The sequence below is a fragment of the Limnospira sp. PMC 1279.21 genome, assembly GCF_032349615.1.
Lineage (GTDB): Bacteria > Cyanobacteriota > Cyanobacteriia > Cyanobacteriales > Microcoleaceae > Limnospira > Limnospira fusiformis.
Genome location: NZ_JARPLU010000016.1, coordinates 1 through 12367, shown reverse-complemented (window position 1 = coordinate 12367; position 12367 = coordinate 1). Strand labels below are relative to the sequence as shown.

Below are 12367 nucleotides of genomic sequence, written 5' to 3'. Positions count from 1 at the left end.
AGGTATAAAGCCATGATTGCTGTTAGTCGCACCAAAAGCAAAGGATCTAGACTAAGCCTAACGACTACAGAAGAGACATTTCCCGTCAGTTACTCAACCCTAGCCTGTGATGCTTTACTTTCCAAGGTACTGCCTAAGTATAGACTCGAAGCAGTCCAGAGTTGTGAATTTTGGCATCGAGGCTTGAGTGATATATATGTAATCGAAACATCGATCAGATCCTACATTCTCAGAGTGTCCCATCATCATTGGCGGTCCAGGTCAGAAACCCAATTCGAGTTAGACCTGTTGGACTTTCTGCGGAAACGAGATATTCCCGTTTCGCACCCGTTAAGGACTTGGGAGAATCAACTGTTAGTAGAAATTAATGCACCGGAGGGGAAACGATATGCAGCCCTGTTCACCTACGCATCAGGACAAATCCCCCTAGGAGACTTAAACTCTAGCCAAAGTCGCCAACTAGGTCAAACTGTCGCCCGTCTTCATCAGGTTTCTCGTCACTTCCATACAGACCATTACCGATCGCCACTAACCCTAGAATACCTCTTAGATCGTTCCGTAGAAGCGATCGCCCCCTTCCTACAATTGCGATCGTCTGACCTATCAGACTTACATAATACAGCAGAGAGAATCCGGGCTCAACTAGCTGATTTCCCCAAAAACGCTGACCTATGGGGAATTTGTTGGGGAGACCCCCACAGTGGAAACGCCCATTTTACCAATTCAGGAGATATCACCCTATTCGACTTTGATCAATGTGGCTATGGTTGGCGCATTTTTGACATCGCCAAATTTTTACAAGTTTCCCTACAAGCCGGGTTAGGACGTAGTAGCCGAGACGCTTTTATACAAGGATATCAAGATATTTACCCCCTCACTGATTGGGAAAAATATACCTTACCCGCCTTCACCCAAGTTGCCCAAATTTGGTCCTGGGCGATTAGCTTACAAAGCGCCAAAATGTACGACTACAGCCGCTTAAATCATGGTTATTTTTCTCGTTACCTACAACAGCTCAAACGCTTAGAATCCAAAGATTGGCAGCCTGGTTTTTAATTAGCTAGTTCATCCAGAACACTCAGCAGTTTAGGGACTGTCGCATTGGGTTCAAGAAACGAAAATAAATGGCGATATTGTAAGATTCCCTCACGGTCTAAAACAAATTGAGCCGGAAGAGGTGCGCCCAAGGCTTGACCTACACGATAAAGTCGGAAAATACCACAGCTAGAATCACTTAACAACGGCATTTTTAGACCTAAATCTTTAACCACGGTCTGGCTTTGTGCTGTGTCTGTACTGGTAATCATCAATATTTCAGCGCCACGCTCCACAAAAGCTGCATAATTTTCATTGAGAGCTTTTATGTGGGGGTAGCATAGGGGACAATACTGCTTTTCCGTAAAAATTCGCGTAAACGCCAGAATAACAGGCGTATTACCTCGGTATTCAGACAGACGCACTTTCCCATTATTCGTGATGTCTGGTAATTCAAAGTCTGGGGTCTTTTTCCCTAAGTGTAAAGTCCCAGTCGCCGGAATGGGTAAAAAGTTTCGGAAAAATCTTTGATTCAGTAACCCACTAAAGTCATTGGAAGTTAGCATCATCTCAATCTCATATCTACTCTGCTTGATTAGCTATCAATGTAATTCATAATTATGTTAACTTCTGTAAAGAAATGTAAAGAAATGTTACGAAAATTTTTTTTCTGGGGGGGTTCCTTGCTTTTTTGGGAAACCTGGGCTATACTTTTAGATAATGGGAATATTGCTAATTTTTTTTAAAGGATACATATCTCAATTGTGAAACTGTACATAGATATAGTATCATGGCTTGGCAGCACCTGTCAAGCCTAGCGGCACAAGAATTCCCAGACAGCAGCAGAAGGTTAATCCGGTGGAATCAAAAATCCCAGAAAACCATGACCCCAGACATCAGATTTCTAGGCGGTTTCTGGTAGAATCAGTCCATGAGTTAGACGGAGCAGGATATGGCGGTCAGAAAGACCCTCTATCGGCTGGGAGTATTTGGAGCCTGCTATGTTGCAACCTGCACATTCCCCCCAGCCTTGGGTGTCGTGGGGTTACTCTCGAACCCAGAGGCTCAAGAGTTTTTGGGAGAAACTTGCAAGGCTATTGGCTCAGTTATAGCCGGAAATGTGGCGAATGAGTTAGGGGATGCCACCACCGGACATCCTGGGGTTTCTTTGAAAAACCACGATTTAATACAAGCCGTTGGCAAAGCGATCGCCGCCATTATTACCGATAAAGCCGTCCCTAAGTTTAAGCATGATAGAAAGACTCGTCACCATCTTCTGAAGATTGCCGAAATCACCCCCGACAAATGGGTAGATTTATGGAGTCGTTGGCTAAATGAAGAGACAGGAGAATCGGAAAGATACCCAGAACTTGGTGAGGGTAAACTCCCAGATATCCTGATTCCAAAGGGTGATGAAATCCTGGAACTGGAAGATTGGCAAGATATTTTTAGACGGCTGAATATGGAAGCCTGTCCGGGTGGAGGATTTCAGTTTCCTGATGGAGTTTCTGCCACAGTCTCCGAATTGCTTTATGATGAGTTCCCCCAAGCCTTCCGTCAAACCCTCAAGGAAGATTTTGCCGAAGATGGTAAGGCTTTCGCGGGTTTAATGTTGGATTTACTGACCAGGTTGCGGATTGACTTGGCTGGGCTAAATGAACAGCAAAATACTCAGTTTGGAAGTGTTTTCAGCCAATTACTGCAACTCAAAAATGACGGCGAAGCGAGTCAAGCCTATCAGATTCTAGAGTTTGCCAAAATCCAACAACATTTTGATGACTTACAGCGTCAACTTGAGGGAAGCGAAGAACAACAACGGCAAACCCTGCGAGAGATTTCCGCAAGGCTTGAGTCGAGTTATGGCAGTATTCGAGATATTTTAGGAACCATTCCCCGGCAGCTTGAAGAAATTCACGCAGGGGTTGACCAAGCGAATCAAGGAATTGAGGAAATCAAAACTCTAATCAAATCATCGATTATCCTCCCCATTCCTGGAATTTTTGAAGATAGAAAACCCATGAATTTAGAAGGGATATCGCAACAAGTTCTTCAAATATTGCAGCGTATTGGTTATGATAAAGATGTCATAGAGTTTGCCCATACTGAATTACCAGATGATGCTATTTTAGAGGATAAATTTTCACCTTCTGAACTCAGCAGCTTGACCCAGATTTTGCGGTATCAATGCTTAGATAAATTCTTAAACTTATTGGAAAATCAGACATCCCAGAAAGAAGCCGATAATTTACCCCATCCCTTAGAGTCTTATGTGCTGGTTACTGTGGAGTCCCAGAAAAAGTCTGAGCAATTCATCGTCAAGGCTTGGCTAGTGAAGGATAATTCCTTAATCCAAAATGACCCCAATACCGCGTTTAAGCCGCTGTTAGATGAACCTGGGGAATATGGGTTAAGTTGTACTCAGGCGGAGATTCAGAGTGTGTTAAATCAATGTCTCAGAAAAGCCTTAAAGTTGCTGAGAGGAAAGCGGTATCATTTAACTATTGAAGTGTTTTTGCCCCAAGAGTTTCTCAGTACCGAAGTTGACCAATGGCAATTAGAATTTGACCGGATTGCTCCTGAAACTTGTTGGGGGATGAGGTACGGACTGCGAGTGCGATCGCTTGAACGATTAAATCTCGATTATCTTGACAATTACCTCAATCAGTGGTATGAAAACTGGGGGAAAGTCAGCCAGATTTTAGACCAATATCCCCCGTTAGAAAGTTTTGAGAGCCTAGAAGACCTCCACAGCTTCAACTCTCGGCAACTGCCCCACCAATTAACCCAGAAAATAGGCTTAAAGTTGACTTGTCCCACCGCCTCTGAGCAGTTCCAGGTTTTAGTCAAAGCCATGTTACAAGCCGCAACACCGATCGCCCTTTGGCCCCGATGCCCTGATGCCAATTCCAACTATGCTGAGAGTATCAATCAACTGCTCACCTGTCGCCCTTTGCGTCAGTTAACCGAGTCAGTCCAAGAACTGCGATCGCAATCCCGAGGAAATGGACCCGATCATCTCGGATGTCATTTAGGCTTTCTCTGGGAAGACCCTTATCGTCTCACCCCTGAGATGATGATTGAACTCATGCAACCCGGAGAATAACCCACCTAACCCTATGAACACCTGGAAAATCTTTCAAGGAAATCATGACCCCCATGATGGGATTGAGAAATTGCCGCCGCCTCCGAGTTGGCGACAGTTTACGGGAGTAGAAGAGAGTTTGGTGGCAGAAATTGCCAGCCGCTGGAACGATTTTTTACAGACTTTGGACTCGGAAACTCGCGACCAGAAACGGGGGAAAAGTTTTCGGATTCATAGCCCTGAGACCCAGGAGCAAAATCGGGTGGTGAATATGGTTAATGCTGCCTTATATCTGAGGCGACCCCTGTTAGTAACCGGGAAACCGGGAACCGGGAAAACCTCCTTAGCCTATGCGGTGGCTTACGAATTGAAACTGGGTCCGGTGTTGCCGTGGTATATTACGGCTCGTTCCACCTTGCAAGATGGACTCTATCGCTATGATGCGATCGCCCGTCTCCAGGACGTTCAAATGGGGGATAAAAGTAAAGATATCGGTCGTTACATCACCCTCGGTCCATTAGGAACCGCCCTCTTACCCGCTCATCGTCCCAGAGTTCTACTCATCGACGAAATTGATAAAAGTGACATCAACCTCCCCAACGACCTCCTCAACCTATTTGAAGAGGGGGAATTCCCCATTCCCGAACTCGCCCGCATTAGCCCAGAGCAAAATCAAGTCGAAGTCACCACCGCTGATGGAATTTCAGTTCCCGTCCAAAATGGGAAAATTCGCTGCTCTAACTTTCCCTTGATTATCCTCACCAACAATAAAGAACGGGATTTTCCCCCAGCTTTTCTCCGGCGTTGTTTAAGACTATCCATGCCCTATCAACCCAATTCTACCGCCTTAAAAGAAATTGTCGAAGCCCATTTAGGGGAAGATAGCCTCACCCAAAACCCCGCAAAAATTAATCAACTCATCGACCAGTTTATCAAGCGTCGCAGCCAGGGAGACCTCGCCACCGACCAACTCTTAAATGCCATTTATATGGTGACGCGAGACTTAAAACCGGAAGTCAGCGACGAGCAAGATTTGGTAACAATCTTAATGAAGTATCTGAACAGTTCAGAAGACTAATGAATCCCGACTTGGTTCAAGCCTTACAACAGGAATTTCAACTCTCCGCCAAAGACATTGCGGATATCTTTTGGCTGGCTTGCCACATTGACCAATATTCTGAATCTGTAACCCCCCCAGAGGAAGCCAGTGCTTCTCCTGGGGCTGAACCCCCCACCGACAGCAGCAGTTCATCCCAACCGCCCACAGAACCAGCCCCTCAACCCCCTACCCCAGAGGATTCCGCCACAACCCCTCCAGAGAATCTCCCAGAAAACCAACCTCCTGCCCCTGCTGCCTCAGCAACCCCCCAACCGCCCCAAGGGGAAATTGTCCCCAAACCGGAACCCAGTCAAACCGCTGCTGGTGGAGGGGGTTTACCGATTCGAGTTTCCGATGCCCCTTCACTCCGGGAACCTCTGACCTTAGCCAGAGCCTTAAAACCCCTGATGCGTCGAGTTTCTGGGGGGCGAGATTGGGTGATTGATGAAGTCGCCACTAGCGAACAAATTGCCAGCCAAGGGATTTGGATTCCCGTTTTAAGACCTCGCCTAGAACCTTGGTTAGACTTAGATTTAGTGATTGAGGATTCCTTCTCGATGTTGCTGTGGCGGCATACCCTGCGAGACTTAGAAAAACTCCTCAAGAACTATGGAATTTTCCGAGATGTCCGAGTTTGGAGTTTGCTCACCGATAACCCGGAAGCGTTCAAAATTCGGCGGGGAATAGGGGCAACGGCGAAACATCAAGCCCCTCGCAGTCCCAAGGAATTAATCGACCCCACTGGGCGACGGTTAGTGATTGTGGTGAGTGATTGTGTGTCGAAGGTGTGGCGAGAGGGGAAAATGACTCCCATTTTAGACCTGTGGGGGAAACGGGGGTTGATGGCTATTTTGCAGATGCTGCCTGAATGGATGTGGAAAAGAAGCGGTTTAGGTTGGGAAGCGTTGGTGAGGTTACAGGGACTTAATCCCGGAGATTGGAATCAGAATTTAAAGGTTGATGAATTCCCGTTGTGGTGGGATGAGGAAGTCACTCATCAGGTGGTGAAGGTGCCGATTTTTACCTTAGAATCGGAATCCGTAGGGAGTTGGGCGCGATTAGTGGCGGGGAAAGGTAAAGTTTGGGCAGCGGGATATCTATTTAAGTATGCAGAACATCAAAGACGGAGGCAAAGACCCAATTCTGGCGGCGAATTAACGGCAGAAAAGCGGGTAAACGGGTTTCGGGCGACGGCTTCTCGGGTAGGGCGAAAATTAGCGGGGTTGTTGGCGGCAGCCCCTGTGATTACTTTACCTGTGGTGCGCTTGATTCAGGAAACTTTGTTGAAAGAGTCTTTGCCAGTCCACGTGGCAGAGGTGTTTTTGGGTGGGTTATTGAAGCCGATATCGGAGATTGATATCGATACTGACCCGGAGTTGGTGCAATATGATTTTATGCCGGGAGTCCGGGAGTTATTGTTAGAGTCGGTGCCGGTGGATGAGACGGTGAGGGTGATTGATGAGATTTCTGGTTATGTGGCGAGGAATTTGGGCTTTGCGGTAGAAGATTTTGGGGCGATTTTGAGAAATCCGCAACAGTTAGGGGAAGGGGAAGTTCAGGGGAATGCGATCGCTTTTGCGCGGGTAACGGCTCAGGTTTTAAGGTCATTGGGAGGAGCATATATAGAGTATGCGGAACAGTTGGAATCCTCCTCTGTAGTTGAGGAACCGCCCCCACCTACCGAAGAGCCAGAGCCGGGGGATTTCATTGAATCTGATGGTGAAACCCCTGAAGCTCAAGTCTCTAAAAAGTTGTTGCGCGAAGATCTTGAAAGTGTCTTAGATACATTAAGCCCCAGTGAACGGGATATCCTGCGACTTCGTTACGGGCTCGATGATGGGCGGATGAAAACTCTTGAAGAAATCGGCAAAATTTTTAATGTGACTCGCGAACGCATTCGCCAAATTGAGGCTAAAGCGTTGCGTAAACTCCGCCATTCCGATCGCAATAGTATTCTTAAAAAGTACATTCGCTAGTTTGCGCAGATATGGCTTCCTGTGGGTCATGGTGATCAATAGTAGGCTGGGTCATGATGCAGGGACGTTTCAGACAGACTACAGATCAGGGCGATCACATTTTTGAAGACAAGGAAAAAGCTGGGGTTTCTTGGTTGGAACTCCCAGTTTTTTTCAGAGGTTGCTAGAGGTTTGGATGGAAAGGTTTGAGATCCCACATTTTGAGGCCATAACAGGCTCAACACTGCTGCCACCATTAGAGGAAGCCCCACAATTCGTTAGCGCAACCCCAACTGGCGATAGTATTTCAATTGCTCGTGAACCACAGGTCTCAACAAGTCGCTCAGGTGGGCTTTAATCGCGTCGCTACTTGGCCCTGGCATATTGTGGCGGCGAGTATGATCTGGGTTGTTTTTGCGAGGACGACTCATTCCATCAAACTGCTGTCGAAAGTAGCTTGACAATTACACTCTAGCCTTAAGTTGTCACCAATCCCCTAGAACAAATCATCACCCAACTGAACCTGAGCAACTGCCGCCTTGTAACCCTTTCCGCCTCTGAAACTGGACAAGTCGCCGTTGACCAAACCGATGAATATATCAGTTTAGCCAGTGGATTTCTTTTGGCGGGTTCTGCTAATGTGGTCTGCTCCCTGTGGAGTGTACATGATTTATCCACTGCCATCTTAATGATTCGCTTTTATGAAATTCTCCACCAGCAGCCTAATTCATCAGTGGCTCCGGCGTTGCAGCAGACTCAGAAATGGCTGCGAGAAGCCACAGTGCAAAATTTGTTAGACTGGATTGATAGTTGTCCGGCGATTGCACCGAAATGGCAGGAGCAGATGAAATTTACCTTGCAATGGGGCAAAAAATCCGAGAGTCAACCTTTTTCATCTCCTTACTACTGGGCTGCGTTTGTGGCGATCGGGGGTTGATCGGGATAATTATAGCCCTGGGCGTTGGGGTAGTTACGGGTTATCAACTCCCCAGTGCCAAAATCCTGCTGCGTGTGCGAATACATTGGGGGCAATTTTCGCCTCCACCTCCCCGTTAATGTTTGCAGAAGCGATCGCTTTTCCCTGGGAAGCTAATCCGGGGGATAATTGGCCTATGGCATAGGGGTTATGGGATAGGGGTTATGGGTTATGGCCTATGGCATAGGGGTTATGGGATAGGGCGATCGCAGTTGTGCTGAGTTGCCCTTGTCTGATGAATAGTTAGATATCCCCCCTCTACCTGATTGGGAAACTGGTTAAGATTGACAAGCCAAGCGCGTCTGTACTATCATAATAACCACGGTTCATATACCTGGATGAACCCTACTATATAAGATGGTATGACTAGGTAACAACAGAGGAGCAGCATGGAGTTATTCAGTATCGGTCACTCTAATCATGAGATAGATGCTTTTATCTCCCTGCTCCAAAAGCATCAAGTAACCGCTGTTGCTGATGTACGTTCACATCCCTACAGCCGATTCTTGTCACATTTCAATCGCTCATCCCTACAAGAGTTTCTCGCTAAAGAGGGAATTCAATATGTTTTTCTGGGACGGGAACTGGGTGCAAGACCTAGTAACCCCGACTGCTATATCAATGGTAAAGCCGTATATGAAAGAATTGCCCTCACAGATGCGTTTCACCAAGGAATTAAGCGACTTCAGAAAGGTTTGAAAAAACATAAGATTTCGCTGATGTGTGCTGAAAAAGATCCATTAACCTGTCACAGAGCCATCTTGGTCTGTCAGCACTTACGGGATTTGGATATCCCTATAAATCACATCCTCAAGAATGGTGATTTAGAATCTCATGAGCATTTGGAAGATAGAATGCTTGTCAAGCATGGTTTTAGGGATTTTGGCGATTCACAAGAAGTTCAGCTTTCCCTATTTTCCCCCCAAATTTTACCGACAAGAGAAGAATGCTTGAGCCAAGCTTATCGACTTCAGGGGGATGAGATTGCTTATGTCGAACCGGATAATAGCCATGAAAAATAAGGTTGATTTATTCACCATAGGTTTCACTAAAAAGAGCGCACAAAATTTCTTTGAAACTCTTAAAAAAGCAGGTGTTAAGACAGTTATAGACACTCGCCTAAATAACGTATCTCAATTGGCGGGATTCGCTAAAAGAGCCGACTTAGAGTATTTCTTGAAAACTATCAACGATATTGATTATGTGCATATTTTAGACTTGGCTCCCACCAAAGATATTCTTGATGAGTACAAAAAGAAAAAAGGAGATTGGTCGATATACGAGCAGAAATTTTTAACGCTGATGGAGGAGCGTCAAATCGAAAAAAAACTGTCCCCAGATTTAGCTCATGGAGCCTGTTTGCTTTGCAGTGAGGCTAAACCTCATAACTGTCATCGTCGCTTAGTTGCTGAATACTTAAACCAAAAATGGGGAAATATAAACATTCATCACCTATAAGTCGTAAGGATGATGGCAAAATTAATTTGTCTTGCTAATTCTCGGAAGCACAATGACCGTTGTATTGCTGGGATAGAAATATCTACAGGTAAATGGGTTCGTCCTGTGACTAGATTGGATGATGGTCGCATTCCGGTAAATATGTCTCAGATTAATGGAAGGCTTATCCAACCTCTGGATATCGTTGATATACCTCTAAGTGATACAGGAAATGGATATGAATACGAGAATAGACTGATTTTAAGGGGTTCCTGGAAGCACATTGGCAGAGTTAGCCCTATGGACGTAGTTTGTTATTGTGATGATGAAATTATTCATAGTCATTGTCATGATTGGCTGAATGCTATCCCCTATTCATACATATCTTCATTGCCTCGCCATCAAAGACGTACATTACAAATAGTCAAGGTTGACGGGTTTAAAACTTGGTGCAATAATTACGGGAAGTGGAAAGGGGAAATTCCTTTAGAGGGCGGTAACAGCTTGGTCTTAAACGTGACTGATCCAGAGCTTTGTACTAAACTAGACAATGACTATATTTTAAGTCCTGAATGTCTGGTGGTTCTTAGCCTTTCTCAACCTTGGAAAAAGCGGAATTCTGATGATCAGCTTCTATGTTACAGGCTAGTGGTTGCTGTTCTGGAACTGTAAATAAACCCGCCCCGGCAAAAACCAACTTTTTCCTCGCAGACAACATAGCCCAAGTCCGATGGACTCAGGCTATGCTTTGATCATATAGGCCAGCGATTTTATAAAAGGGGTGCTGGCGGTTTACTAAAGTAGTTAATTCTCATCAAACCATGAGATTGTGAAGATCTTGTGGAGGAAATCAAGAAATTTTCACCAAAATTTTGGCTATGGATCTGACGAAAATCACACGGGATGCCCGCAAGCCCTCGTCTTTCAAGGGAGGGTTAGGGCGACTCGCGGGTTTTAACCCGCGTTTATTTTTTAGGCTATAATGGCTGATACCAGCGCGTACAGTGTCAAAATGTTGGTGATCGAATACAAAGTCCAACCCAAGCCACATCAAGTCGAAGCCATTGATGAAGCAATACGGACAGCACAGTTTGTCGGCAATAAGGTGCTTCGTTATTGGATGGACAATCGTGGCATAGGTAAGGTTGACTTATTTCGATGCAACACAGCACTGCGGAAGGTGTTTGATTTGGTCAAGGATTTAAACTATCATGCTTGTCAAACGACAGTTGAAAGGGTTCTCGGTGCCATTACTCGTTTTTACGAGAATTGCCAAAACCAGGTCAAGGGGAAGAAGGGGTATCCAAGATTCAAAAAACATTCTCGTTCGGTAGAATATAAAGTCTCTGGATGGAAACTATCAGACAATAAACGGCAGATCACTTTTACCGACCAAAAAGGTATTGGTAAGCTCAAGCTGATCGGCTCTAGGGATATTAATTACTATCAGCCTGAACAGATTAAGCGAGTGAGGATTATTAGACAAGCAGATGGATATTATGTTCAATTCTCCATAAAATTAGATCCTAGAGATACCATAACCCCTTTAACTCCTTAGGCCAAAAAACATTTAAGAGTAAGCAGACAGCGAGAAGAGTTTGTCAAAAGCGTGGCACTCCGTTTAGTCCAATCTAACGGTTTGGTAGTTTGTGAAGACTTGAATGTTCGAGGTATGGTTATAAATCATCGTTTAGCCAAGTCGATAACCGATGCAGGATGGGCTACTTTTAAACGATGGCGAGGGTATTTTGGGGATAAGTATGGCAAATTGGTTATTGCTGTTCCACCCCATAATACTTCTCAGAATTGTTCTAATTGTGACCAAAGGGTAGAAAAGTCGTTATCTACTCGCACTCATGTCTGCCCTCATTGCAGATATACAGACTTCCGTGATAGAAACGCTGCTTTAAACATATTGCCAAAAGGATTAAGTATGGTGGGGCGCACCAAATCTCAAGCTTCAGAGATTTGCCCTCTAGTTTGGTTGGAGAAATCCTGCTAAATTATGGCAAGTCTATGAATGAAGAATCCCCGTCTATTTAGAGCGGGGAGCGTCAAAACAAGGGTAGTTGCTCAGGGAATTTTTGGGTAAGATTTGTTTGGGTTATGCCTAAACCCGCTGTGGGGACTGCGGATAAGTCATCATACCGGACGATTGATTCTGTGGGTTGCACCACGGCTACTGCTGGAAGTTTTAAGATCTCAACACGCTGAAAGCTCGGTGGCTTGGTAGCCCCGTCTCTTTAACGGGGAGGAAAAGCGACAGGCGTGCTTACGCCGGCGGGTGCTATGGTATCATATAACTGCCTTCTCTAAGACCCGAATGAAAGGGGCTTAACATCCCGTGAGGGCAGACTTGCATAATGCAGAAATGTCGGTAGCAAAGTGGTTTCATCGGCGAGAGGCAAAAGGGACATCGAAAAAAAGTAAAGGGAAGCCTTATGGCTACCTATAGGGGCGCTTTGACTACGCCTGTGAGAACTTTTGGTTCATTCCCGAATCTCCGTTGCTTTAGCGTGGAGAGAGCATGATTTAATCACAAATTCGGTTAATATTTTAGGGCAATACGGTATAATAAGCGAGAAGGGTTGAGGATAAACCTATTGCCAGATATGTCAAACCCAAGGAAGCGGCCCAAATCCTTGGAGTCCATGAAAGAACACTCCGCAGATGGGACGACAATGGCTCAATCGAGACCATCAGAACCCCCGCTGGGCAACGACGATAAAACGTTGAGTGATATACTGCTGCCAAATCAGGCAGTGACAAACGCAAAGTCGTTA

Annotated in this window: 12 protein-coding genes and 2 pseudogenes; 12 read left to right on the top strand and 2 right to left on the bottom strand. The window is 45.5% G+C overall.

Going from position 1 to position 12367, the window contains the following annotated elements; all coding sequences use genetic code 11:
* The first annotated feature begins 12 nt into the window (after positions 1 to 12).
* Positions 13 to 1056 (top strand): phosphotransferase, encoded by a 1044-nt coding sequence (locus P5683_RS04335; RefSeq protein WP_187757986.1) that lies wholly within the window; start codon positions 13 to 15, stop codon positions 1054 to 1056.
* Here the strand turns inward: P5683_RS04335 and P5683_RS04330 are convergent.
* A complete protein-coding gene (locus P5683_RS04330; RefSeq protein WP_396442932.1) occupies positions 1053 to 1604 on the bottom strand; it encodes a peroxiredoxin family protein in 552 nt (183 codons plus the stop codon). The genes P5683_RS04335 and P5683_RS04330 overlap by 4 nt on opposite strands.
* Before the next feature lie 383 nt (positions 1605 to 1987).
* Between P5683_RS04330 and P5683_RS04325 the strand changes: the two genes are divergently transcribed.
* The 4 genes and pseudogenes from P5683_RS04325 to P5683_RS04310 all read left to right on the top strand — a co-directional run bounded on the left by P5683_RS04325 (position 1988) and on the right by P5683_RS04310 (position 7192).
* The gene (locus P5683_RS04325) at positions 1988 to 4138 is read left to right on the top strand and encodes a hypothetical protein (RefSeq protein ID WP_315639244.1); all 2151 of its coding nucleotides are present in this window, start codon (positions 1988 to 1990) and stop codon (positions 4136 to 4138) included.
* A gap of 13 nt (positions 4139 to 4151) precedes the next feature.
* Positions 4152 to 5195, top strand: a complete 1044-nt coding sequence (locus tag P5683_RS04320) for a MoxR family ATPase (RefSeq protein ID WP_315639242.1) — start codon at positions 4152 to 4154, stop codon at positions 5193 to 5195.
* A pseudogene (locus P5683_RS04315) lies at positions 5195 to 6697 on the top strand (SAV_2336 N-terminal domain-related protein); the annotation flags it as partial. The gene P5683_RS04320 and the pseudogene P5683_RS04315, both read left to right, overlap by 1 nt.
* The gene (locus tag P5683_RS04310; protein WP_315639275.1) at positions 6692 to 7192 is read left to right on the top strand and encodes a sigma-70 family RNA polymerase sigma factor; all 501 of its coding nucleotides are present in this window, start codon (positions 6692 to 6694) and stop codon (positions 7190 to 7192) included. The pseudogene P5683_RS04315 and the gene P5683_RS04310, both read left to right, overlap by 6 nt.
* 257 nt (positions 7193 to 7449) lie before the next feature.
* Here the strand turns inward: P5683_RS04310 and P5683_RS04305 are convergent, their stop codons facing one another.
* The gene (locus tag P5683_RS04305; RefSeq protein ID WP_193520214.1) at positions 7450 to 7635 is read right to left on the bottom strand and encodes a hypothetical protein; all 186 of its coding nucleotides are present in this window, start codon (positions 7633 to 7635) and stop codon (positions 7450 to 7452) included.
* A 41-nt stretch (positions 7636 to 7676) separates the two neighbouring features.
* On the opposite strand from P5683_RS04305, the gene P5683_RS04300 reads away from it, so the two are divergent.
* The 7 genes and pseudogenes from P5683_RS04300 to P5683_RS04270 all read left to right on the top strand — a co-directional run.
* Positions 7677 to 8108 carry a CHAT domain-containing protein gene (locus P5683_RS04300; protein WP_315639274.1) on the top strand — a complete coding sequence of 144 codons (432 nt, stop codon included), beginning with the start codon at positions 7677 to 7679 and terminating at the stop codon, positions 8106 to 8108.
* A 428-nt stretch (positions 8109 to 8536) separates the two neighbouring features.
* Positions 8537 to 9169: a DUF488 family protein gene (locus tag P5683_RS04295; protein ID WP_006626224.1), complete on the top strand. Its 633-nt coding sequence runs from the start codon at positions 8537 to 8539 to the stop codon at positions 9167 to 9169.
* Positions 9159 to 9605, top strand: coding sequence for a DUF488 family protein (locus P5683_RS04290; RefSeq protein ID WP_006626223.1), 447 nt, complete (start codon positions 9159 to 9161; stop codon positions 9603 to 9605). Before P5683_RS04295 ends, P5683_RS04290 begins: the two co-directional genes overlap by 11 nt.
* A gap of 9 nt (positions 9606 to 9614) precedes the next feature.
* Positions 9615 to 10256, top strand: coding sequence for a dual OB domain-containing protein (locus P5683_RS04285; protein ID WP_315639238.1), 642 nt, complete (start codon positions 9615 to 9617; stop codon positions 10254 to 10256).
* A 310-nt stretch (positions 10257 to 10566) separates the two neighbouring features.
* Entirely contained in the window at positions 10567 to 11142 is a 576-nt protein-coding gene (locus P5683_RS04280) for a transposase (protein ID WP_006626220.1), read from the top strand.
* A gap of 51 nt (positions 11143 to 11193) precedes the next feature.
* Complete coding sequence (locus tag P5683_RS04275; RefSeq protein WP_315639236.1) at positions 11194 to 11586, top strand: transposase; 393 nt, start codon at positions 11194 to 11196, stop codon at positions 11584 to 11586.
* A gap of 600 nt (positions 11587 to 12186) precedes the next feature.
* Positions 12187 to 12309 (top strand): annotated as a pseudogene (locus P5683_RS04270) (MerR family DNA-binding transcriptional regulator); the annotation flags it as partial.
* Positions 12310 to 12367: the final 58 nt, after the last annotated feature.